This is a genomic window from Streptomyces sp. NPDC032126 (genome assembly GCF_055580085.1).
This window is the reverse complement of the sequence record NZ_JBVIMA010000001.1, coordinates 367,393-389,988: the sequence shown is the minus strand read 5'-3', so window position 1 is coordinate 389,988 and position 22,596 is coordinate 367,393. Positions and strand designations below refer to the sequence as shown.

Here is a 22,596-nt window from a genome sequence, read left to right as displayed (position 1 = left end):
ACACCGGCACCGGGCGTACTGAGGCCAACTTGTTCAGACAAGTCATCCGCTTCTTCTGCATCACCTCCCGAACCCTCACGCGTCCCCTGGAGCAGCCGTGCCCCTCTCCCCGCGCCCGTCGAGAACCGCCGTCCTGAGCGGCTCCCTCGCCGTCGTCGCCGCGCTCGCCCTGAGCGCCTGCGGCGCCGCCCCCGACACCGCGTCCACCACCGCCGACGGCAAGAACGCCGCCACCGCCACCTCGCTCGCCGACTTCGGCGGCATGGACAAGCTGGTCGCCGCCGCGAAGAAGGAGGGCACCCTGCACGCCATCGCCCTCCCCCGCGACTGGGCGAACTACGGTGCCCTGATCGACGGGTTCCAGAAGAAGTACGGCATCAAGATCGAGGTGGAGAACCCGGACGGTTCCAGCCAGGACGAGATCAACGCGGTCACCTCCCGCGCGAAGCAGGACCGCGCCCCCGACGTCCTGGACCTGGGCTCCTCCTTCGCGCTCAGCGCCGCCCAGCAGGGGCTGCTGGCGCCGTACAAGGTGGCCGGGTTCGCCGATCTGCCCGAGGCGCAGAAGGACGCGCAAGGCCGCTGGTACAACGACTACGGCGGCTATGTCTCGATCGGCTGCGACGCCGCACGCGTGAAGCAGTGCCCGACCACCTTCGCGGACCTGCTGAAGCCGCAGTACAAGGGCCAGGTCGCGCTCAACGGCAATCCCACCAAGTCGGGTTCGGCGTACGCGGGCGTCTTCGCGGCGTCGCTCGCCAACGGCGGTTCCTTCGACGACATCCAGCCTGGCCTGGACTTCTTCTCGAAGCTGAAGAAGAACGGCAACTACACGCCCGTGGAGTCGACTCCGGCGACCGTCGAGAAGGGCGAGACACCGATCAGCATCGACTGGGACTACCTCAACGCCGGGTACGCCGACGAGTTCACGTCCAAGGGCCTGAAGTGGCAGGTCGCCGTCCCCGCCGACGGACAGTTCTCGCAGTACTACTCGCAGGCCGTCAACAAGGACGCCCCGCACCCGGCGGCCGCCCGGCTGTGGGAGGAGTACCTGTACAGCGCCGAGGGCCAGAACCTGTGGCTGAAGGGCTATGCCCGTCCGGCGCTGATGGCCGCGCTGGAGAAGGCCGGCACGCTCGACGCGACCGCCGCCGCGAAGCTTCCGAAGGTGTCCGGCACGCCGACCTTCCCGACGGAGGCGCAGCAGAGCAAGGCCAAGGCCGCTCTCACGCAGGGCTGGGCGAAGGCCGTCTCCGGATGACCGCCGCACTGCCCGGCACCGTCGAGGCGAAATTCCCCCCTCCCGCCCCCGACGAGGTGGCCGCCGCTTCCCCGAAGCGGCGGCGCCGCGCCGGCGGTGGGCTCGCCGTGGTCCCGCTGCTCGCGTTCACCGCGATCGCCTTCGGCGTGCCCTTCGCGGCGATGGTCGACGGTGCCTTCACGACCCGGGACCCGGCCACGGGCGTCACGTCGTACACCACGGGCAATGTGACCGCCTCGCTGCACGACGCGTACCTGACCGCCCTGCTCGGCAGTGTGAAGCTGTCCGCCGTCTCCGCCGCGATCGCGACGGTGCTGGGGCTGCCGCTCGCGCAGGCCGTCGTCACCTCGCGCCTGCGGGCCCTGCGCGAGGGCGTGCTCACCGCCTCCGGGGTGCTCGCCAACTTCGGCGGCGTCCCCCTGGCCTTCGCCTTCGTCGCCACCCTCGGCAACGCCGGTGTCCTCACCACGCGGCTGCGGCTCGCGGACCGGGGCTGGGACCTGTACAGCTTCTGGGGACTGGTCGTCGTCTACCTGTACTTCCTCATCCCGCTGATGGTCCTCACCGTGACGCCCGCCCTGGAGGGCCTGCGCACGCAGTGGCGGGAGGCCGCGTACAACAACGACGCCGACACCCCGCGGTACTGGGCGCACGTCGCCGTGCCCGTGCTCGCGCCCACGCTGCTCGGCGGGTTCGTGCTGCTCTTCGGCAGCGCCTTCGCCGCGTACGCCACCGCGGCCGCCATGGTGGGCAGTTCGGTGCCGCTGATCACGCTCCAGATCGCCGACGCCATCTCCGGCAACGTCCAGGTCGGCCAGGAGAACATGGCGCTCGCCCTCAGCCTCGACATGGTCCTGATCGCAGGCCTGGTCATGGCCGTGTACCTGCCCCTGCAACGCCGGAGTGCCCGATGGCTCGCCTGAACTCCCCCGCGGCCCGGCCGGTTTCCGCCGCGTCCGGGCCGGCCCGGTGGCGCTGGGCCGTGCTCGGCCTGGCCGGGCTGTACTTCCTGCTCCCGCTCGCCGCGTCCGTCGTGTTCACCGTCGACGTGCCCGGCCGGGGGATCACCCTCGACGCCTACACGCAGATCGTCGGCGCCGACGGCTTCACCTCCTCGCTGCTGCTGTCGCTGGAGCTGGCGGCCGCCACCATCGCGCTGGTGCTGGTCCTGATGGTGCCCGCCATGGTCGCGCTGCGGCTCGGCGCGCCCCGGCTGCGGCCGGTCGTCGAGGTGGTGTGCTCGCTGCCGCTGGTGGTGCCGCCGATCGCGTTCGTCGCGGGCTGGGTCACCGTCCTGAAGTGGGGTCCCGAACACCTCTCCCGCACCCCGCTGTTCCAGACGTTCGTCGCGATCCAGAATCCGCGCTTCCCGTTCGTGCTGGTCATGGCGTACGCCGTGATGGCGCTGCCGTTCGTGCACCGGGCGCTGGACGCCGGGCTGCGCGCGATCGACGTGCGCACCCTCGTCGAGGCCGCCCGCAGCTGCGGGGCCAACTGGCCGACCGCGCTGGTGCGGGCGGTGCTGCCCAATCTGCGCGGCGCGCTGCTGAACGCGTCGTTCCTGACGCTGGCCCTGGTGCTGGGCGAGTTCACCGTCGCCCAGCTGCTCGGCTTCCAGCCCTTCGCGGTGTGGATCGTCACCGTCTCCGGCTCCCAGGCCCAGCTGTCCGTCGCCGTATCCGTGCTCAGTCTGCTGGTGACCTGGGCACTTCTCCTCGCGCTCGCCTCCGCCGGCGGCCGCTCCCGCACCTCGCCCAGGGGATGAGGACATGACTGTCACTGTTGTTGAGGAAAAGTCCGCCACGACCGCGGCCACGGTCGAATTCCGGGGCCTGCGCCGGGAGTTCGGACCGACCGTCGCCCTGGACGGGCTGGATCTGAGCGTACGGCCGGGCGAACTGCTCGCGCTGCTCGGCCCGTCGGGCTGCGGCAAGACCACCGCCCTGCGGATGCTCGCCGGGTTCGAGCATCCCGACGCCGGCGCGGTGCTCGTCGACGGACGGGACATCACACGGGTGCCGGCACATCGCCGGGACGCCGGGATGGTCTTCCAGTCGTACAGCCTCTTCCCGCATCTGAACGCGCTCGACAACGTGGCCTTCGGGCTGCGGATGCGCAAGGTGCGCACGGCCGAACGGCGCGCCCGGTCCGCCGAGTTGCTGGAGCTGGTGGGGCTGGGCGACAAGGCCGAGCGGTTCCCGCACCAGCTGTCCGGCGGGCAGCAGCAGCGCGTCGCGCTGGCCCGGGCGCTCGCGCTGCGGCCGCGGGTGCTGCTGCTGGACGAGCCGCTGTCCGCGCTCGACGCCAAGGTGCGGCTGTCGCTGCGCGAGGAGATCCGTCGCCTTCAGCGCGAACTCGGCATCACCACCCTGTTCGTGACGCACGATCAGGAGGAGGCGCTGTCCATGGCCGACCGGGTCGCGGTGATGCGCGCCGGACGGCTCGAACAGTGCGCGGAACCGGCGGAGTTGTACGGCCGCCCCGCCACCGCGTTCGTCGCGGAGTTCGTCGGCACGATGAGCCGGATCCCGGGCCGGGTCTCGGACGGCGTGGTCGAGGTGCTCGGGCAGCGGCTGCCGGTCGACGGCGCCGCGCCGGCGGAGGACACGGTGAACGTCCTGGTGCGTCCGGAGGCCGTTCGGGTGCGCCGCGACGAGGCCGGTGCGGCGCGGGTCGTCGCCAGCGCGTTCCTCGGCGCCGTCGTCCGCGTCACCGTCCGCCTCGCCGACGGCACCGAGGTGAAGGCCGACCTGCCCGCCCACGAGGCCACCGGCCTGGCCGCCGGAGCCCCGGTCGACGTATCTCTCCCCGACCGCCCGGTACTGGTGGCCGAACGTACGGCCCGGTGAAGAGGCCCCAGTGAAGGCCCTGTGAAGAAGGCCGTCACGAAGACGGCCGTGGCGAAGGCGGCCACCGCGAAGACGGCCACCGCGAAAACAGCCATCGTAGAGACGACCGCCGTAAGACGACCGTCGCGAAAGAACGCGAAAGAAGAGGTTTCACGTGTCCCCCCACCCCCAACTTCCGCTCCAAGCCGTCCTGTTCGACATGGACGGCACGCTCGTCGACACCGAGCGGCTGTGGTGGGAGGCGGTGGAGCAGGTCGCCGGGCGGGCGCTGACCGAGGCGGACCAGCCGGAGGTGCTCGGCCGCGCCGTCGAGCACACGGCCGCCTGGCTCGCCACGGCCACCGGCCACCCGGCGGCCCGGACCGCCGAACGGCTCCACACCGCGTTCGCGGACCGCGTCCGCACCGGCGTCGTCCCCCGCCCCGGCGCCCTGGACCTGCTCGACGCCCTCGCCCGGGAGGGCGTACCCACCGCGCTGGTCACCGCGTCGCCCCGGTCCGTCGCCGACACCGTGCTGGACGCGCTGGGCCGCGACCGCTTCGCGGTGTCCGTCACGGCCGACGACACCGCCCGTACCAAGCCCGCCCCGGACCCCTATCTCGCCGCGTGCCGCGCCCTCGGCGTCGATCCGGCGGCCTGCGTGGCGGTCGAGGACACCCCGACCGGGGTCAGTTCGGCGGAGGCGGCCGGCTGCGCGGTCCTCGCCGTGCCGTCGCTCGCCCCGATCGAGCCGGCGCCCGGACGGGTCGTACGGCAGAGCCTCGCCGGGGTCGCACCGGCCGAGCTGACCGCCATGGTCCGGCCCGGACTGCGGGTGCTGACCTGGAACCTGTGGCTCGGCGGCCGCGAGGTGGACGACCACCGCGCCAAGCAGCTCGCGGCGATCCTGGACAGCGGCGCGGACGTGGTCGGGCTCCAGGAGACGGGCGGCACGGCCGCCGGGGAACTCGCCGCGGCCCTGGGCTGGCACCACCACCGGGCCGGCGAGAACCTGGGTCTCCTCAGCCGCCACCCCATCACCGCCCGGTTCGGCGACCCCGACGTCGGTTTCTACGGCGCGGCCGGGGTGCGGATCGCGCTGGGCGCGGGCCGCGCGGCCGACATCTGGACGGTCCACCTGCCCGCCTGGCCCTACGGCCCCTACGAGCAGGCCTTCGGCGACCGCCCCGCGCAGACGCTGATCGCCCACGAGGAGGAGCGGTTGGCGGTCCTGCGCGACACGCTGCGCCGGATCGCCGAGGCCGGCGATCCCGATGTCCCGGTGGTCCTGACCGGTGACTTCAACAGCCCCTCCCACCTGGACCGGCCCGAGCTCGCCTGGCCGGTGACCCGGGCCGCCGAGGAGGCCGGGCTGCGCGACTCCTACCGGGAGGCCCACCCGGACCCGGTCGCCGAGCCCGGCCACACCTGGTCGCCGGTCCACCCCCTGCACGAGGACGGCAGCGGGCGCCCCGAGCCGCAGGACCGCATCGACTTCGTCCTGTACGGCGGCCGGGGCCTGCGCGTCCTCGACGCCCGTACGGTGGTCACCGGAACCCCGCGTCCCTGGCCCGACGTCGCCGGGAACGCCTGGCCGTCGGACCACGCCGCGGTGCTGACGACGTTCGCGGTGACCCCCCGCACGGATCACTGACGGCGCGTCAGGACGTCGTACAGGGGTGCCCGTTGAGGTCGAAGGCCGAGGGGGCGCCGTTCCCGCCGTGCCAGGAGGCGAGGAAGCCGAAGGTGAGGGAGGCGCCCGCCGCGACGGTCCGGTTGTAGTCGGCGGCCGCGGCGATGACGCGGGCGCCGCTCTGGGTGAAGCCCGCGTCCCACATCTGGGTCACCTTCTGCCCGTCCGGGAAGGACCAGCCGACGCTCCAGGAGGCGAGGGCGTCGTCGGTGGTGACGGTGACGGTCGCCTGGAAGCCCTCGGGCCACTCGTTGACGAGCTCGTAGTGGGCCGAGCAGACCGACGCGCCGGGGGTGCCCGTGCCGCCCGCGGCGGTGGACGAGGAGGTGCCCTGCGGCTCGGGGTCGGGCCGGCCGCCGTCGCCGGGCGTGGCGGAGCCGGAGGTCGTCGACGAGGTCTCCGGGGATCGGGAGCCCGGCGTGGAGGTGGACGGCCGGACGCTCGGGAACGGCAGGGCGGGGCCGGAGCCCGCGACGGGGCTGCTGTCCGTGGGCAGGCGGGTGGCGATGTCGTGGCCGGAGTCGCCGAACGGCATCATCGACGCGGCCAGCGCCAGCAGCGAGACCAGTACGGCGGCCGCGAGCAGCCCGTGCCGCAGCACGCGCGCCCGGCCGGCGCCGTTCCGCGCGTCGTCGCCGTCCGGGTCGGGCACGTCGGGGCGTCCGGCGCCGAGGCGGACCTCGGCGGCCCGGCGGCGGCGCTCCAGATAGGCGAGCCCGCCCCAGCCGATGACGCCCTGGGCGAGCGCGCCCGGCAGTCCGCCGCCGTGCAGCCGCAGGCACGCGGCGGCCTCCGCGCACTCCTGGCAGGTCGCGAGGTGGCGGGAGAGGTCCTCGGGCGTGTCGGCGACCGGGGAGCGGGTGACGGCGTCCAGGAGGCGGATGTAGCTGCGGCACTCGGCGCCCATGGGCGTGTCGAGGTGGTTGCGGTGGCAGCGGTCCCGGAACAGCGCGCGCACCTGGTTCAGTTCCTCGGCCGCGGCGGCCGGGTCCAGGCCGAGCCGGCGGGCCACACCGCGCAGCGGCAGCGCCTCCACCTCGGCCAGCCACAGCAGGGCGGCGTCCGGTTCCTGCATGTCGCGCAGTCCGCGCAGCGCGATGGGCCGGCCCAGGGGCGGGCCGGTGTAGCGGGCGGCCTTGTCCGAGTTGAGCCACAGGCGCAGGTCGGGGTCGAGCTTGTGGCCCTGGCCGGCGGCCTCCCAGTCGGCCGCCGTGGTGCGCACGGCGGTCAGCAGCAGGGGGATGCGGGGCAGACGGGGCGAGCGGCGGCCCGCGCCGCGTCGGGTACCGTCTTCGGCGGCGCGGGCCTCGCGTATGCCGAGCGCGAAGGCCTCGCGGGCCAGTTGGTGGGCCGCGGTCGAACCGGCCGTGCACAGGTCGGCGTACGACAGGACGGCGTCCCAGCACTCCGAGAACAGCGCGGCCTCGGCGTCGTCCCTCGGGGTCGGCAGGTCGGGCATGGGTCTCCTGCATTCGAATGCGAGGTCAACTCACCATGACGGCAATGGAGTTGGGGGGAACCTCGCGGCAGGGCCAGAGCTTTTCACGTTACCGACACAACTGACAAGCGCCGTCTTCAGATGTCATGACCAGCGGCTCACCGCCGGTTGCCTTGTCGACAAAGCGTCCGGTCCGTACGCGCGCCGGACTCCGGTTCCGGCTACTGGTACGGACGCGGACGCCCTGTTTCTCATCGCCTCACGCGAACGCCGCCTCGGTCACGCCACCGGCGTCGGCTCCCCGGCGGGCAGGCTGTCCATGAAGGAGCTGACGGAGAACACCGCGCGGCCGGGGCCGGGCGGGCCGTAGCCGGGGGGCGAGGAGAGGCCGAACTCGTCCATCGTCGCGCGATACGCCTCCAGGAGCCGGATGTGGTACTCCAGCGGCGCGCCCTGCGGGTTGGCCTTGCCGAGCGGGGTGGTGGGCTCCGGGCACCAGGTGGTGAAACGGGGCGTGATGCCGTGCGACATGAAGAAGCGCAGGCCCTCGGTGGTCGACGCGATCGCCTCGTCGACGGTGGTGAAGCCGAACGGCTCGGCCATCTCCACGCCCGCCACGAAGTTGGGGATCACGTTGCGCGCGCCGAACACGTCGGCGGAGTCGAGGATCCGCCGGTGCCACTCGTCGCGGCCGACGTAGCGCTCCTTGCCCGGGCAGTACATCTTGAACAGATACTCGTCCCACACCTCGTAGTTGGGGTGGTAGATCTGCACGCCGTAGTCCTTGAAGCGCTGCACGTCGTCCTTGGGCAGCGCCTGGGCGACGACCTTGCCGATCCAGCGGCCCGGGAAGCGCTCCTCGATGGCCTTGGCGTAGTGGCCGTAGAAGTCGGCCTCGTCGCGCCCGGAGACCGTCTTGGTGATGGCGCCGCCGGTGAGGGTGTAGGCGGTGGAGGCCTTCGCCGTGTCGTACCGGTCGATGATCTCCAGGGCCTCCAGGACCTCCTCGACGTCCTTCACCCCGGTGTACGGGCGCCCGGCGGCCTTGTGCTGGCGCCAGTTGTGGTTGATGTCGCAGTACTGGCACTCCTCCTTGGCGCCGAAGTACTGGCAGACCCGGAAGACGGTCAGATAGATCAGGTAACCCCACTGGATGGTGGGGGCCACCTCCATGACCGACTTCCCGTTGGACAGCTTGTGCCGGTAGTACTCCGGCATCGGCGGCACGCCGACGTCCGCGATCCGCCGGCCGTCGAGATACAGCCCGAGCAGGCCCTCGTCGTCCGCGGCGACCCGGTACGGCGACGCCGGGTTCACCCGCACGGAGACAACCGTGCGCCGCAGGTCGTAGGGCCCGCCGGTGAGGATGATCTCCTCGGGCGGCCGCCGGAGCGCGGCCTCGCCCAGCTCCGGCAGGGTGCCGTGGTCGAAGGAGAAGATGAAGTACGACTTCGGCTTCACCTCGCCGCTCTCGTTGTCGCTCAGCGCCGACGGGTCGAAGGCCACGCCGCCGCGCAGCAGGTCCTCCTTGAAGACGGCCTCCCGCGGAACGTGCGGAAACCGCTCCATCAGATCCTCGACCAGCGCGGTACGGCTGCCCATCCGTCTCTCCTCCCGGCTCAGGCGTACGACTCCTCACGGTATGCCCCCGCCGTGCGAGGACGCGGGGCGGGGGTCCGGTCAGCGTGTCCCGCCGCCGGACCGGCACGATACGTTCCTCCTGCGGAGACACGCGCGATGCTCGTTCTCGTCGTTTCCGCTGTTTCCTCGTTTCCTCGGAAGGGGCGACCGTATGACCGGGACGGCCGGGGCCGTGACCAACTGGGCGGGCAACATCACCTACGCCGCCAAGGAGCTGCACCGTCCGCGGTCGCTCGACGCCCTGCGGGCGCTGGTCGCGCGGAGCGAACGGGTGCGGGTGCTGGGCAGCGGGCACTCCTTCAACCGGATCGCCGAGCCGGGCCCCGAGGGCGCGCTGGTGTCCCTGGACGCGCTGCCCGCCGTCACCGACATCGACACCGCGGCCCGCACGGTACGGGTCGGCGGCGGGGTCCGCTACGCCGAGCTGGCCCGCCGGGTGCACGAGAGGGGCCTCGCGCTGCCCAACATGGCGTCCCTTCCGCACATCTCGGTGGCCGGCTCGGTGGCCACCGGGACGCATGGATCGGGGGTGGGAAACGGTTCCCTCGCCGCCGCCGTGCGGGAGGTGGAGATCGTCACGGCGGACGGGGAGGTCGTCGTCATCGGGCGGGGCGACGAGCGCTTCGGCGCGGCGGTCACCTCGCTCGGCGCGCTCGGCGCGGTCACCGCGCTCACCCTCGACCTGGAGCCCGCCTACGAGGTGGAGCAGCACCTGTTCACGGAGCTCGCGCTGGACGGGCTGGACTTCGAGACGGTGGCGTCGGCCGCGTACAGCGTGAGCCTGTTCACCGACTGGCGGGCGCCGGGCTTCCGGCAGGTGTGGCTCAAGCGCCGCACCGACCAGCCGCTGCCGGACTTCCCGTGGGCGGCGCCCGCCACCGAGAAGCTGCACCCGGTGCCGGGGATGCCGGCGCTCCACTGCACGGAGCAGTTCGGCGTGCCGGGGCCCTGGCACGAGCGGCTGCCGCACTTCCGGGCGGAGTTCACGCCGAGCAGCGGGGCGGAGCTGCAGAGCGAGTATCTGATGGCGCGGTCGTCCGCCGTCGAGATGCTGTATGCGATCGACAGGATCCGGGAGACGGTCGCCCCCGTACTGCAGACCTGCGAGGTGCGCACGATCGCCGCCGACGAGCAGTGGCTCGGTCCGGCGTACGGGCGCGACTCCGTGGCCGTGCATTTCACCTGGACCGACGACACCGAGGCCGTGCTGCCGGTGGTCCGGGAGGTGGAGGCGGCGCTGGAGCCGTTCGCGGCGCGGCCGCACTGGGGGAAGGTGTTCACGATGCCGCCGGCGGTCGTCCGTGGACTGTATGCACGGGCCGACGACTTCGCGGCGGTCGTCCGTGGACTCGATCCCGCCGGCACGTTCACCAACCCCTTCGTGCGGGACGTCCTCGGCGACGCACCGGACCGCTGACGCGACTCCCCGAAGGCGACTTTATAAACCCCCTTTCCTAACCCCTTGTCGAAAGCTCGGCAACGCCATAGCCTGGCGCGGCGCCGGAGCGAGGACGCCCCGGCCGGCCCGGCACGGGGAAGGGATGGGTCGACTCCGGTGAAGCGCACATCACGTGACATCCGCACCGCGAACCGCTACGAGGTGCTGCGCCAGATCATCGCCCGCTCGCCCACCTCCCGGCAGGAGCTGGCGGCCGCCACCGGTCTGTCGCTCGCCACGGTCGCCACCCTCGTCGGCGAGCTGCTGGACCTGCGGATGATCACCGAGGTCGGGTTCGAGGACTCGGCCGGTGGCCGCCCCCGGGGCCTGGTCGCCGTCCACGCGACCGGCGGCGCGCTGATCGGCGTCGACATCGCCGAGACGTACGTCCACGTCGAGCTGTTCGACCTCGCGCTGAACGTGCTGGCCCGGGCCGAGGAGGACCTCAGCCCCGGCGAGAGCCGCCCCGAGCAGGTGGTCGGCCATGTCGCCGCGGCCGTCGGCTCGGTGGTCGCGCAGGCCGGGATCGAGGGCGCGCGGGTGCTCGGCGTCGGCGTGAGCGTGCCGGGGCAGGTGGACCGCGCCACCGGTATCGCGGAGTACGCGCCGAACTGGGACTGGCACGACGTACCGCTGCTCGACCTGCTCACCGAGCACATCGCCTACCCGCTGTACCTGGACAATCCGCTGCGCGCCAGCGCGGTGGCCGAGCTGTGGTTCGGGGCGGCGCGCGGGCGCGGGGACGCGGTGGTGGTCAACCTCGGCACCGGCGTCGGCGCCGGCCTCGTCCTGGGCGGCGGCCTGCACCGGGGCGTCAGCAACAGCGCCGGCGAGTGGGGCCACACCACGATCGTGCTGGACGGAAGGCTGTGCCGCTGCGGCAAGCACGGCTGTGTGGAGGCGTATGCCGGCGCGTCCGGCATCATGCTGAGCCTGCGGGAGCTGAGCCCCGACAGCACCTTGCTGCACCCGGAGGACCAGACGGCGACCATCGCCGCACTGGCCCGGGCGACGCGCGAGCGGGACCCGGTGGCCCTCAAGGTGGTCCGCGACACGGTCCGTTACCTCGGCGCCGGCATCGCCAACCTGGTCAATCTGTTCAACCCCGAGGTGGTCGTGCTCAGCAGCTGGGTCGCGGCCGCCCTCGGCGAGCCCCTGGTCGCCGAGGTGCGCGAGGCCGTCGCCCGGCACGCGCTGAAGCGGCCGCTGGCCGCCACCGAGATCGTCCTCTCCCCGATCCCCACGGACCCGGTCTGCCTGGGCGCGGCGACCTTCGCGCTCGAAGGGGCCCTGCAGTCCGTCGGGCAGCTCCGCAGAGACCGAACGCACCCCCAGCGCACCACCCCCGCAAGGAGCCGTACCGCACCGCCTTCATGACGACGGAAGGGATGCAGTTGTGACGCGCACCGCCAGACCCGTTCTCGCGACAGCCGCAGCCGCGCTGGCTGTCACGGGAAGCCTGTTGTCCGCCCCGCCCGCGACCGCCGCGGGCACCTTACCGGCGGAGGTCTCCCCGCACGCCGCCCAGACCATCGACAACATCGGCGCCTCGGGCGCCTGGTGGGTCAACGACCTCCAGCACTTCGACCCGAAGGTCCAGGACCGGGTCGCCCGACTGCTGTTCTCCCGGCAGGGGTTGGACCTCAGCTCGTACCGCTACAACATCGGCGGCGGTGGCACGGGGGTGACGTACGCGCCCCGCGCCCCCGAGGACTTCCTGCGCGAGGACGGGACGTACGACTGGAGCAAGGACAAGGCCGGCCGCACCTTCCTGTACGCCGCGGCCCGGTACGGCGTCGAGGACCTGATCGCCTTCGTCAACAGCGCGCCCGCCGCGTGGAAGACCAACGGCAAGAGCTGCGGCGGCTATCTGAGGACGGAGAACGAGAAGGACTTCGCGAAGTACGTCGCCGACGTCACCGACCACTTCGCCCGGCAGGGCGTCGGGATCGACTACATCAGCCCGTTCAACGAGCCGACCAACAGCTTCGACAGCTGCGGCCAGGAGGGCATGCTGGTGCCGGTCGACCAACGCGACGACATCGTCCGGGCGTTGGGCGCCGAGCAGCGGGCCCGGCACCAGCGGACCGGGATCATCGCCGACGAGTCGTCGAGCACGGTGAAGTTCAACGAGGAAGTCCCGCAGTGGATTTCACAGCCCGGGACCGCGCAGTACGTCGACCGGCTGGCCCACCACACCTACGACAACCCGGGCGACGCCAACCGGGCGAAGGTGTACGAGACGTCGAAGGCGGCCGGCATCGCGTCCTGGTCGACGGAGATCTGCTGCTTCGGCAAGGGCGGCACCGGCTGGGCGCAGGAGTACGACCCGACGATCGACGGCGGCCTGAACCTCTCGCGGATCATCTACAAGGACTTCGCGGTCGCCCACGACTCCGCCTTCCAGTGGTGGGTGGCGCTGTCGGAGATGATCGGCACCGACGGCACCACCCGCAACGACCAGGGCTGGAACGACGGACTGATCTACTACGACCCGGATTACGCCACCAACGGCAACCAGACGCTGTACTTCACGAAGCGGTACTACGCGCTCGGCCAGTACAGCAGGTTCGTGAGGCCGGGCTCGGTCGCGCACGACGTGACGGGGCTGCCGGCCGGCGTCGAGGTGTCGACGTACGACCGGAACGGCACCTGGGTGGTGGTCGTCAACAACCACAACACCACCGACACCGCGCTGGATCTGCACTTCAACAGCGGGAAACCGCTGGCGGCCACCCAGGCCGTACGGACGTCGGCGGAGGAGAACTGGGCGAAGGTGGCCCGGCCGAAGGTCGCGGGCGGCACCCTGTCGGCGACGCTCGCGCCCCGCTCGATCACGACGTACGTCCTCGCGCAGAGCAAGCACAGCGCCCCGACGGCCGTCACCGGCGCGCTCGTCGGGAAGCAGTCCGGCAAGTGCCTGGCGGCGGGCGCCGAAGGGGCCTCGCTGGCCACCTGCACGGGCGAGCCGGGTCAGGCGTGGTCCTACGACGCCCGGGGCGCCCTGAAGGGCGTGAACGGCTATCTGACGGCCGGGAGTTCGGGCCTGACGACGACGGACGCGTACACCGGTGACGTGGGCCAGCGGTGGCTGCTCAACGCCAACGGGCAGATCGTCAGCGAGGCGTCCGGAAGGTGCCTGGACGTGAGCGGGCAGTCGACGGCGGACGGCGCCCAGGTGATCCTGTACAGCTGCACCGGCGGCACCAACCAGGCCTGGTCACGGCCGTAGCCGCCCGTCATACCCCGTAGTTCCCCCCTTGGACCGAGGGCCGCCGGCCCCTGACCCGGCGGCCCTCACCCCTTCCCCGCCCCCCTCATGTTCGTCATTCCGAACCGCGCACAACGTTTCGCACAGGCTTCGTCCAACCCCTTGCCGAAGCCTTAGCCGAAGGTTAACGTCCCGCTCCGCAACGCCATTTGAGCCACACCGCGCTGAAGCCGTGGCGCCGCAGCCGCACTCGAGACAAGGACGTCACCATGTCGGCAAGCAACAGCAACTTCTCCCGCCGATCACTCTTCCGGGCCGCGGCGGGCATGGCCGCCGCCGGCACGCTGGCCGCCTGCGGCAGCAACAACGGCCGGAGCAGCGGCTCGGGTTCGGGCCCCAATCTGACGCAGTACTTCCACGCCTACGGCGAGGCGGGCACCGAGCAGGCGATCAAGAAGTACGCGAAGGCGTACCAGGGCGCGAATGTCACCACGCAGTGGATCACCGGCTCCGACTTCGAGAGCAAGCTGTTCGCGACGCTGCTCACCAAGAACGCGCCCGACCTGTTCGAGTTCCACCCGCAGATCCAGCTCGTCAAGAGCGGCCAGGTGGCGGATCTGACGGACATCATCGAGCCGGTCAAGTCCCAGTTCAACCAGGCGGACATCGCCTCGCACACGGTCGACGGCAAGATATACGGCGTCCGCATGATCGACGACCCGCAGTTCTTCTTCTACCGCAAGTCGCTGCTGGAGAAGGCCGGCGTCGGAGTCCCGCAGACCCTCGACGAGCTGATCGAGGCCGCCGCCAAGCTCACCACCAGCAAGGTCAAGGGCCTCTTCCTCGGCAACGACCTGCACCCGGTGATCAACCCGATGATCTGGTCCGCCGGCGCCGACACCCTCAACGAGAAGAACGAGATCGCCTACCACACGGACGGCGTCGTCGAGGGCCTGAAGAAGATGCGCAAACTCTTCACCAGCGGCGACCTGCTCCTCGGCGCCCCGGCCGACTTCTGGGACCCCTCGGCGCTGAACCAGGGCCTGTGCGCGATCCAGTTCTGCGGTATGTGGGCCATGCCGCAGATGCAGCAGGCGCTCGGCGACGACCTCGGCGTCTTCCCCTTCCCGAAGGTCACCGACGCGGGCAAGCCCTCGGTCTACAACGGCGGTTGGTCGATGTTCGTCAACGCCAAGGGCGACAACGTGGACGCGGCCAAGGAGTACGTGAAGTGGCTGTGGATCGACCAGAAGGAGTACCAGGAGGACTGGGCCACCTCCTACGGCTTCCACATCCCGCCGCGCACCTCCCTCGCGCAGTCCGCGACCAAGCTCAAGTCGGGCCTGCCGGCCGAGGGCGTCAAGCTCTTCACCGACTACGGCCACTTCGACAACATCGGCTGGACGCAGGCCATGATCAAGGCCACCGAGGACGTCTTCGCCGACGCCGTCCGCAAGGGCGGTGACCCGGAGGCCGCGCTCGACAAGTGCGACACGGCCGTCAACCGCGAGCTCAAGAAGCTCTTCGGATAGGCCGGCGGACGGACCACGCCATGTCGACGACCACCAAGCTCGACCTCGCGAGCCCCGCCCCCGCCCAGCCCGCCCGGGGCCGACGGCCCCGGCGGGGTCTGCGGGGCAGCCCCACCTTCAACTTCTGGCTCTTCACCGGGCCGTTCCTGGCCGGCCTGATCGTCTTCGTCTACGTCCCGATCGGCTGGAGCATCTGGCTCAGCTTCTTCGAGGCCCGCTTCACCGTCACCCCGGACAAGTTCGTCGGCTTCGAGAACTACACGTACATGCTGACGAACGACAACTTCACCGGCGCGCTGGTGACGTTCACCGTCTTCGCGGCGTTCATCGTGCCCACCACGTGGGCGCTGTCGCTGGCCCTGGCGCTGCTGGTGAACCGGCTCAGGTTCATGCGGGCGTTCTTCCGCTCGGTGTTCTTCCTGCCGACCGCCTGCTCCTACGTGGCGGCCTCGCTGATCTGGAAGATGTCCCTCTTCAACGGCGTCCGCTTCGGCCTGGCCAACACGGTGCTCGGCTGGTTCGGGGTGGAGAACATCGCCTGGCTGGCCGACCCCGACCCGCCGTGGTACTGGCTGGTCATCGTCACCGCCCGCCTGTGGCTGCAGTCCGGTTTCTACATGATTCTCTTCCTGGCCGCCCTGCAGAACATCCCCCAGGAGCTGTACGAGGCCGCCGCCCTCGACGGCGCCAAGCCGGGCTGGCAGACCTTCCGCCACATCACGCTCCCGCAGCTGCGCGCCACCTCCACGGCCGTGATCCTGCTGCTGCTGGTCGCCGCCTACCAGGCGTTCGACGAGTTCTTCAATCTGCTGGCAAAGACCACCTGGGGCCGGCCCCCGCTGGTGGAGCTGTACTACACCGCGCTCGGCCAGAACCAGGACTACGGCGCCGGCAGCGCGGGCGCGGTGATCCTGACCATGCTGATCTGTGTCGTGACCCTCTTCCAGGGCAAGATCATGGGTTTCGGAAGGGGTGACGAGTCCTCGTGACCAGCACCGCGCCGGAGACGGCCAAGCCGCGCCGCAGGAGGCGCGGGGGCGGCGTGATGAGCTCCACCGGTCTCTACCTCGCGACCGGCATCGCCGCTCTCCTCTTCCTGATCCCCTTCTATCTGCTGATCCGCAACGCGCTGTCCACCGACCCGGAGATCACCGGCGAGAACTGGAAGTTCTTCCCCACGGACATCCAGTGGGGCAACATCACCGAACCGTTCGACGACGCCTCGGTCGAGTTCGGGCGGTCGCTGTGGAACTCCATGGTCGTCGGCACCCTGCACACCATCGGCACCCTGCTGGTGTGCTCGCTGGCCGGCTACGGCCTCGCCCGCATCCCGTACCGGCACGCCAACAAGATCTTCTACGCGATCCTGGTGACCCTGATGGTCCCGGCGGCCGTCACCTTCGTCCCCAGCTTCGTGCTGGTGTCCTCCCTCGGCTGGGTGGACTCCTACCGGGGTCTGATCATCCCGGGCCTGTTCAGCGGTTTCACCTGTTTCCTCTTCCGCCAGTACTTCCTGGGCTTCCCCAAGGAGCTGGAGGAGGCGGCGCGCGTGGACGGCCTCGGCTACTGGGGCGCGTACTGGCGGGTCGTCGTGCCGAACTCGCTGAACTTCTTCGCCGCGATCGCGACGATCACCTTCATCAACGGCTGGAACGCCTTCCTGTGGCCGCTGGTCATCGGGCAGGACCCCAGCGCGTGGACGGTGCAGGTGGCACTGTCGTCGTACATGACCAACCAGACCGTCAACTACCACCTGATCTTCATGGCCACGGCCATTTCCATCCTGCCGCTGCTGTTCGTGTTCCTGTTCCTCCAGCGCTGGCTGGTGCAGGGCATCGCGCAGACCGGCATCAAGGGCTGAGCTAGGAGACCGATGTCTTTCCGCACGACCACCGCGGCGACCACGGCCGTCCCGTACGTCGAGGACGTCTCGCCGGGCTCCGGGGCGCTGCCGCCCCGCGCCTGGTACGCCTCCTCGGACGCCGCCTCCCTGTCGCTGAACGGCAGCTGGCGGTTCCGGCTCTCGCAGACGGCCGACGCCGAGGACGACTCGTTCGCAGCCGAGGGCTTCGACACCGGGAACTGGGCCGAGGTGACGGTCCCGGGGCACTGGGTGCTCCAGGGCGACGGGGCGTTCGGCTCCCCGATCTACACCAATCACCTCTTCCCGTTCCCGGTCGACCCGCCGCGCGTACCGACGGAGAACCCCACCGGTGACCATGTGCGCGTCTTCGACCTGCCGGCGGACTGGCCGGACCTCGCCGGGGGCGGCGCGGTGCTGCGGTTCGACGGGGTGGAGTCGTGCGCCCGGGTGTGGCTCAACGGCACCGACCTCGGCGAGTTCAAGGGCTCCCGGCTGCCGCACGAGTTCGCGGTCGGCCATCTGCTGAAGACCGTGGGCAATGTCCTGGCGGTGCGGGTCCACCAGTGGTCGGCCGGCTCCTATCTGGAGGACCAGGACCAGTGGTGGCTGCCGGGCATCTTCCGGGACGTCACCCTGCTGCACCGCCCGGCCGGCTGCGCGCTCGACTTCTTCGTGCACGCCTCCTACGACCACGCCACCGGAGCGGGCACCCTGCGCGTCGACTCCGACGTCGACGGCCGGGTCACCGTGCCGGACCTCGGCATCGACATCGCCACCGGCGAGGCGGCGACGGTCCCCGTCCGGCCGTGGACCGCCGAGACGCCCACGCTGTACGACGGCGTCCTCGCCACCGAGGGCGAGCGGGTGCCGCTGCGCATCGGTTTCCGTACCGTCGTCCTCGAAGACCGCCTGATCAAGGTCAACGGCGAGGCGATCCTGTTCAAGGGCGTCAACCGGCACGAGTGGCACCCCGAGAAGGGGCGCGCGCTCGACCTGGACACCATGCGCGAGGACGTGCTGCTGATGAAGCGGCACAACGTCAACGCCGTCCGCACCTCGCACTACCCGCCCCACCCGGCCTTCCTGGACCTGTGCGACGAGCTGGGCCTGTGGGTGATCGACGAGTGCGACCTGGAGACCCACGGCTTCGTCGAACAGGACTGGCGCGACAACCCCTGCGACGACGACCGCTGGACCCCCGCCCTGCTCGACCGCGCCGCCCGCATGGTGGAGCGGGACAAGAACCACCCGTCGGTCGTGATCTGGTCCCTCGGCAACGAGGCCGGCACCGGCCGGGGCCTGACCGCGATGGCCGAGTGGATCCACGCCCGCGACACCTCCCGCCTGGTCCACTACGAGGGCGACCTCGACTGCCGTGACACCGACGTGTACTCACGGATGTACGCCTTCCACGAGGAGGTCGAGCGGATCGGCCGCGACCTGGACGGCGGCACCCATCGGCGGCGCCAACTGCCCTTCATCCTCTGCGAGTACGCCCACGCCATGGGCAACGGACCCGGCGGACTCGCCGACTACCAGCGGCTGTTCGAGTCCTACGACCGGCTCCAGGGCGGGTTCGTCTGGGAGTGGATCGACCACGGCATCAAGGACGAGCGCCACGGCTACGCGTACGGCGGCGACTTCGGCGAGGAGCTGCACGACGGCAACTTCGTCTGCGACGGCCTGGTCTTCCCCGACCGCACCCCCTCCCCCGGCCTGATCGAGTTCAAGAAGGTGATCGAGCCGGTCGCGATCGTCCCGCAGGGCCCGGACGGCACGGTCCGTGTCACCAACAAGCAGGACTTCGCCGACCTGTCCGCGTACGCCTTCGAGTGGTCCTACCACGTGGACGGCGAGACGGTCGCCTCGGGCAGCCTGTCCGTGCCGCCGCTCGCGGCGGGCGCGTCGGCCGAGGTGAAGTTGGAACGGCCGCCGGCGGAAGCCCGGGCGGGCGCGGAGACGGGCTGGACGGTGCGCGCGCTGCTCGCCGAGGACACCGCCTGGGCGCCGCGCGGCCATGTCGTGGCGTGGGGGCAGGTGCCGGGCGCGGCGCGCACGGTGCCGTCGGTCGCGGCGAGCGACGGTCCGGCCGTCGCGGACGGGCTGATCACGCTGGGCCCGGCCGCGTTCGACGCGCGCACCGGCGCGCTGCGGAGCATCGGCGCGGTGGAGGTGACCGGGCTGCGCCTGGACGTGTGGCGGGCGACCACCGACAACGACGACGGCGCGCCCTGGCAATCGGACGTCCGGCACGGTCTGCTGTGGCGCAAGCTGGGCCTGCACCGCATGCGGCACCGGCTGGACGCGGTCGAGGCCGGCGACGACACGCTGACCGTGCGCACCCGGGTGGCGCCGGCCGCCTGGGAGGTGGGCCTGGCGACCGTCTACCGCTGGACGTCGGACGGCAGCCGGCTGCGGCTGACGGTGTCGGTGACACCGGAGGGCGACTGGACGGTGCCGCTGCCGCGGCTCGGCATCCGGTTCGGGCTGCCGGGTCCGGCGGACGCGGTGCGCTGGTTCGGCGGCGGGCCCGGGGAGGCGTATCCGGACAGCAGGGCGGCGTCGATGGTCGGCCGCTGGCAGTCGACCGTGGACCGTCTGCAGACGCCGTACGTCCGGCCGCAGGAGAACGGCGCCCGTGCCGACGTCCGCTGGGCGGAGCTCGGCGGCCTGCGCGTCGAGGGCGACCCCGAGTTCTGGTTCAGCGCCCGCCGCTGGACCACCGAGCAGCTCGACGCCGCCGCGCACCGCACCGATCTGGTGCCCGGTGACACGGTGTGGGTCAACCTCGACCACGGGCAGCACGGCATCGGATCGCAGTCCTGCGGTCCGGGCCCGCTGCCGCAGTACTTCCTGGACGTCGCCCCCGCCGAGTTCTCCTTCGTGTTCTCGGTGACCGACTGATTCACGGTGACCGGCCGGCCCGTCGTCCACCGGGCCGGCCGTGCGGCCGCTCAGCGGGGGCGCCCCGACCGTCGTATCGGGGTCGCCAGGGCCGCCAGCGCGATGAGCGCACAGCACCCGCCGGCGACCGCCGCGACCGGCGCCGTGCCGTGCCGCTGCGCCGCCCAGGTCAGGGTGGCCGCGCCGACCGGGGCGGCGGAGTACTGCACGGTCCAGAAGGCGGAGGTGACCCGGCCGAGCAGGGCCTCGGGGGTGACCTCCTGGCGCAGGGACATCGAGCAGGTGCCCGCGACCGCCACGGCCGCCAGGAAGGCGGCGGCGAGCACGGCGACGACGGGCACCTGCCGCGCCCACCCCAGTCCGGCCACGGCGCAGCCGGACACCGCGACCGCGCCCGTCCAGGCCCGGCCGAACCCCAGGCGGCGGCGCAGACGGGCCACCAGAAGGGACCCGGTCACCGTGCCGAGCGCACCGATCGCCAGGACCGTGCCGACCGTGCCGTCGTCGTGTCCGAGGTCGTGCTTGAGGTGGTAGATGACCAGGTCGTTCAGGCCGAGCGTGAGGAAACTGAAGACGAACAGCAGCGCGGTCAGCGCCCGCAGCACGGGATGACCGTACAGAAACGCGACGCCGGCCCGCAGATCCCGCCACAGCCCGAGCCGCGGCGCGGGCCGCTCCCCGATCCGCTCGTCGGCGGGCCGGGGACGCAGGCGTACGACGGCGAGGCAGGCCGCCGAGACGCCGAAGCTGGCCGCGTCCACCCCCACGGCGGCGGCCGGTCCGGTCCAGGCGGCGACGACGCCCGCGCACAGCGGTCCCAGCACGCCGGCGGCGGCCGCGGTGGCGTTCAGCCGGCCGTTGGCCTCGGTGAGCCGGTCGGCGCCGACCAGGCCGCGCACCACCGTCACATAGCCGACGGCGAAGAGCATGCCGACCGCCTCGCACAGCGGCAGCACGGTGTACAGCAGCCAGACGCGCGGCCCGAACAGCCAGACCAGCGGCACCAGTCCGTACAGCACCAGGCGCACCAGGTCGCAGCCGATGAGCAGACGGCGCCGGTCGACGCGGTCCACGACCGTCCCGGCGAACACGGCCGCCACCACCGAGGCCGCGCCGCCGGCCGCCGTGAGCAGGCCCATCCGGGCGAGCGACCCGGTGGCCTCCAGGACCAGCAGGGGCAGTGCGACGAGGGCGAAGGAGTCACCGAGGACGGAGAGGGTCTGCGCCGTCCAGAAGATCCCGAAGTCCCGCTGCCGCCACAGCGGCCGGCCCCCGTCCCGGCCGGCCTCCCGCACCTGTCCCCGCCGCGTCCCGTACACCGATCGCCCCGCCTCTCTCCGTTTCCCCAACTGTCCTTCCCCGTCAGACTGGTTGACACCGAACATGAGCACCGTTCATGTTCGAGCCCACCCCTTCCTCCCCCGACCGGAGACACCCCCACCATGAGAAGACTGATCGGCACCCTCGCGGCCGCCGCACTGGCCCTCACCGGTCTCGCCACCGCCGGCACGAGCCCCGCCGCCGCGAGCCCCGCCGCCGCGGACTCGGGCACCTTCAACGTGCTGACGTACAACGTCGCGGGCCTGCCCGAGGGCCTCAGCTCCGGCCACCCGGCCACCAACACCCCGTTGATCTCTCCACGGTTGGCGGCGTACGACATCGTCAACGTCCAGGAGGACTTCAACTACCACGCGGCCCTGTACGCGGGCGACAACCACCCGTACCGCACGGCGACCAGCGGCGGCGCCGCGTTCGGTGACGGCCTCAACACCCTCTCCGACGTCCCCTTCGAGGACTTCGAGCGGGTGAAGTGGAACGCGTGCACCGGCACCAACTGCCTGACGCCCAAGGGTTTCACACTGGCCCGGGTGCGGCTCGCCGAGGGCGTGTTCATCGACCTGTACAACGTGCACACCAACGCCGACGACGATGACGCGGCCCTCGCCGCCCGCCGCGCCAACATCGAGCAGCTCTCGGCCTTCATCCAGGCCAACTCGGCCGGCAACGCGGTGATCGTGATGGGCGACACGAACACGCGCTACACCCGCAGCGGCGACAACATCCGCACGCTGGCCGACCAGAACGGTCTCACGGACGCGTGGGTGCGCCTGGTGCGCGGCGGTACCCGGCCGACCCAGGGCGCCGCCCCCCTGCTGTGCCCGACGACGGCTCCGCCGAACGACTGCGAGGTCGTGGACAAGGTCCTCTACCGCGGCAGCAACCTGCTGTCCCTGACGGCGACGCGCTACAACAACGAGTGGGCGTCGTTCCTGGACTCCGCCGGCGGCAATCTGTCCGACCACTTCCCGCACACGGTCGGCTTCTCCTACACCCTCGCCTCCGGTCTGCGCGCGAGCGACTTCTTCGGCGGACCGCACGGTACCGCGTTCAGCGACGCGGACGACCTCCCGGCCGCGCTCTCCCCGCGCACGCTGACCCTGCGCGGCGGCTCCCGCCTCGACGCGGTCTCGCTGACGCATGACGGCGGCACGACGCTGACCCACGGCGGTACGGGCGGCACGGCGACCTCGCTCACCCTGGCGAGCGGCGAGCACCTCACCTCGGTGAAGTTGACGGAGGGTCAGAAGGACGGCCACACGCGGCTCTTCTCGGCGTCCTTCACGACGGACAAGGGCCGCGGCCTGACCTCGGGCACGGCGACGGCGGACAGCAGGACCTTCACCGCCCCCGCCGGCTGGCAGATCGTCGGGTTCACGGGCCGCTCGGGCGACGAGATGGACAAGCTGGGCGTGCTGTACGCGCCGATCGGCTGAGCACCCGGCACC

General features: G+C 71.6%; 16 protein-coding genes. 13 read left to right on the top strand and 3 right to left on the bottom strand.

Going from position 1 to position 22,596, the window contains the following annotated elements:
• Window positions 1–97 precede the first annotated feature (97 nt).
• The 5 genes from ACZ5NW_RS01615 (at window position 98) to ACZ5NW_RS01595 (ending at window position 5,743) form a co-directional block, all read left to right on the top strand.
• The gene (locus tag ACZ5NW_RS01615) at window positions 98–1,261 is read left to right on the top strand and encodes an ABC transporter substrate-binding protein (RefSeq protein ID WP_468741678.1); all 1,164 of its coding nucleotides are present in this window, start codon (window positions 98–100) and stop codon (window positions 1,259–1,261) included.
• Complete coding sequence (locus tag ACZ5NW_RS01610; RefSeq protein ID WP_468741677.1) at window positions 1,258–2,184, top strand: ABC transporter permease; 927 nt, start codon at window positions 1,258–1,260, stop codon at window positions 2,182–2,184. The genes ACZ5NW_RS01615 and ACZ5NW_RS01610 overlap by 4 nt, the downstream gene beginning before the upstream one ends.
• Window positions 2,172–3,026 (top strand): ABC transporter permease, encoded by an 855-nt coding sequence (locus ACZ5NW_RS01605; RefSeq protein ID WP_468741676.1) that lies wholly within the window; start codon window positions 2,172–2,174, stop codon window positions 3,024–3,026. Before ACZ5NW_RS01610 ends, ACZ5NW_RS01605 begins: the two co-directional genes overlap by 13 nt.
• A 4-nt stretch (window positions 3,027–3,030) precedes the next feature.
• A complete protein-coding gene (locus ACZ5NW_RS01600; RefSeq protein WP_468741675.1) occupies window positions 3,031–4,110 on the top strand; it encodes an ABC transporter ATP-binding protein in 1,080 nt (359 codons plus the stop codon).
• Window positions 4,111–4,264: 154 nt separating this feature from the next.
• Window positions 4,265–5,743, top strand: a complete 1,479-nt coding sequence (locus ACZ5NW_RS01595) for an HAD-IA family hydrolase (protein WP_468741674.1) — start codon at window positions 4,265–4,267, stop codon at window positions 5,741–5,743.
• 7 nt (window positions 5,744–5,750) lie between these two features.
• On the opposite strand, the gene ACZ5NW_RS01590 is transcribed toward ACZ5NW_RS01595, so the two are convergent.
• Complete coding sequence (locus ACZ5NW_RS01590) at window positions 5,751–7,241, bottom strand: cellulose binding domain-containing protein (protein ID WP_468741673.1); 1,491 nt, start codon at window positions 7,239–7,241, stop codon at window positions 5,751–5,753.
• Between the two features lie 258 nt (window positions 7,242–7,499).
• Window positions 7,500–8,822: a radical SAM protein gene (locus ACZ5NW_RS01585; RefSeq protein ID WP_468741672.1), complete on the bottom strand. Its 1,323-nt coding sequence runs from the start codon at window positions 8,820–8,822 to the stop codon at window positions 7,500–7,502.
• A gap of 190 nt (window positions 8,823–9,012) precedes the next feature.
• On the opposite strand from ACZ5NW_RS01585, the gene ACZ5NW_RS01580 reads away from it, so the two are divergent.
• The 7 genes from ACZ5NW_RS01580 to ACZ5NW_RS01550 all read left to right on the top strand — a co-directional run bounded on the left by ACZ5NW_RS01580 (window position 9,013) and on the right by ACZ5NW_RS01550 (window position 19,810).
• Entirely contained in the window at window positions 9,013–10,278 is a 1,266-nt protein-coding gene (locus ACZ5NW_RS01580) for an FAD-binding protein (RefSeq protein ID WP_468741671.1), read from the top strand.
• A gap of 138 nt (window positions 10,279–10,416) precedes the next feature.
• The gene (locus ACZ5NW_RS01575; RefSeq protein WP_468741670.1) at window positions 10,417–11,676 is read left to right on the top strand and encodes an ROK family protein; all 1,260 of its coding nucleotides are present in this window, start codon (window positions 10,417–10,419) and stop codon (window positions 11,674–11,676) included.
• Between the two features lie 85 nt (window positions 11,677–11,761).
• Window positions 11,762–13,531: a glycoside hydrolase gene (locus ACZ5NW_RS01570; RefSeq protein WP_468741669.1), complete on the top strand. Its 1,770-nt coding sequence runs from the start codon at window positions 11,762–11,764 to the stop codon at window positions 13,529–13,531.
• 248 nt (window positions 13,532–13,779) lie between these two features.
• Complete coding sequence (locus ACZ5NW_RS01565) at window positions 13,780–15,042, top strand: ABC transporter substrate-binding protein (RefSeq protein ID WP_468741668.1); 1,263 nt, start codon at window positions 13,780–13,782, stop codon at window positions 15,040–15,042.
• A 20-nt stretch (window positions 15,043–15,062) separates the two neighbouring features.
• Window positions 15,063–16,031, top strand: a complete 969-nt coding sequence (locus ACZ5NW_RS01560) for a carbohydrate ABC transporter permease (protein WP_468741667.1) — start codon at window positions 15,063–15,065, stop codon at window positions 16,029–16,031.
• On the top strand, window positions 16,028–16,903 hold the full coding sequence (locus tag ACZ5NW_RS01555) for a carbohydrate ABC transporter permease (protein ID WP_468741666.1): 876 nt from the start codon (window positions 16,028–16,030) through the stop codon (window positions 16,901–16,903). Before ACZ5NW_RS01560 ends, ACZ5NW_RS01555 begins: the two co-directional genes overlap by 4 nt.
• A gap of 12 nt (window positions 16,904–16,915) precedes the next feature.
• Window positions 16,916–19,810: a glycoside hydrolase family 2 TIM barrel-domain containing protein gene (locus ACZ5NW_RS01550; protein WP_468741665.1), complete on the top strand. Its 2,895-nt coding sequence runs from the start codon at window positions 16,916–16,918 to the stop codon at window positions 19,808–19,810.
• Between the two features lie 50 nt (window positions 19,811–19,860).
• Here the strand turns inward: ACZ5NW_RS01550 and ACZ5NW_RS01545 are convergent, their stop codons facing one another.
• A complete protein-coding gene (locus ACZ5NW_RS01545) occupies window positions 19,861–21,129 on the bottom strand; it encodes an MFS transporter (RefSeq protein ID WP_468741664.1) in 1,269 nt (422 codons plus the stop codon).
• A gap of 123 nt (window positions 21,130–21,252) precedes the next feature.
• On the opposite strand from ACZ5NW_RS01545, the gene ACZ5NW_RS01540 reads away from it, so the two are divergent.
• A complete protein-coding gene (locus ACZ5NW_RS01540) occupies window positions 21,253–22,584 on the top strand; it encodes a jacalin-like lectin (protein WP_468741663.1) in 1,332 nt (443 codons plus the stop codon).
• Window positions 22,585–22,596 lie beyond the last annotated feature (12 nt).

Excerpts from the sequence above, each read along its gene's own strand:
- ACZ5NW_RS01600 (WP_468741675.1), top strand. The coding sequence starts at position 3,031 with ATGACTGTCACTGTTGTTGAGGAAAAGTCCGCCACGACCGCGGCCACG.
- ACZ5NW_RS01610 (WP_468741677.1), top strand. The coding sequence starts at position 1,258 with ATGACCGCCGCACTGCCCGGCACCGTCGAGGCGAAATTCCCCCCTCCC.
- ACZ5NW_RS01590 (WP_468741673.1), bottom strand. The coding sequence starts at position 7,241 with ATGCCCGACCTGCCGACCCCGAGGGACGACGCCGAGGCCGCGCTGTTC.
- ACZ5NW_RS01550 (WP_468741665.1), top strand. The coding sequence starts at position 16,916 with ATGTCTTTCCGCACGACCACCGCGGCGACCACGGCCGTCCCGTACGTC.
- ACZ5NW_RS01560 (WP_468741667.1), top strand. The coding sequence starts at position 15,063 with ATGTCGACGACCACCAAGCTCGACCTCGCGAGCCCCGCCCCCGCCCAG.
- ACZ5NW_RS01540 (WP_468741663.1), top strand. The coding sequence starts at position 21,253 with ATGAGAAGACTGATCGGCACCCTCGCGGCCGCCGCACTGGCCCTCACC.
- ACZ5NW_RS01585 (WP_468741672.1), bottom strand. The coding sequence starts at position 8,822 with ATGGGCAGCCGTACCGCGCTGGTCGAGGATCTGATGGAGCGGTTTCCG.
- ACZ5NW_RS01580 (WP_468741671.1), top strand. The coding sequence starts at position 9,013 with ATGACCGGGACGGCCGGGGCCGTGACCAACTGGGCGGGCAACATCACC.
- ACZ5NW_RS01565 (WP_468741668.1), top strand. The coding sequence starts at position 13,780 with ATGTCGGCAAGCAACAGCAACTTCTCCCGCCGATCACTCTTCCGGGCC.
- ACZ5NW_RS01605 (WP_468741676.1), top strand. The coding sequence starts at position 2,172 with ATGGCTCGCCTGAACTCCCCCGCGGCCCGGCCGGTTTCCGCCGCGTCC.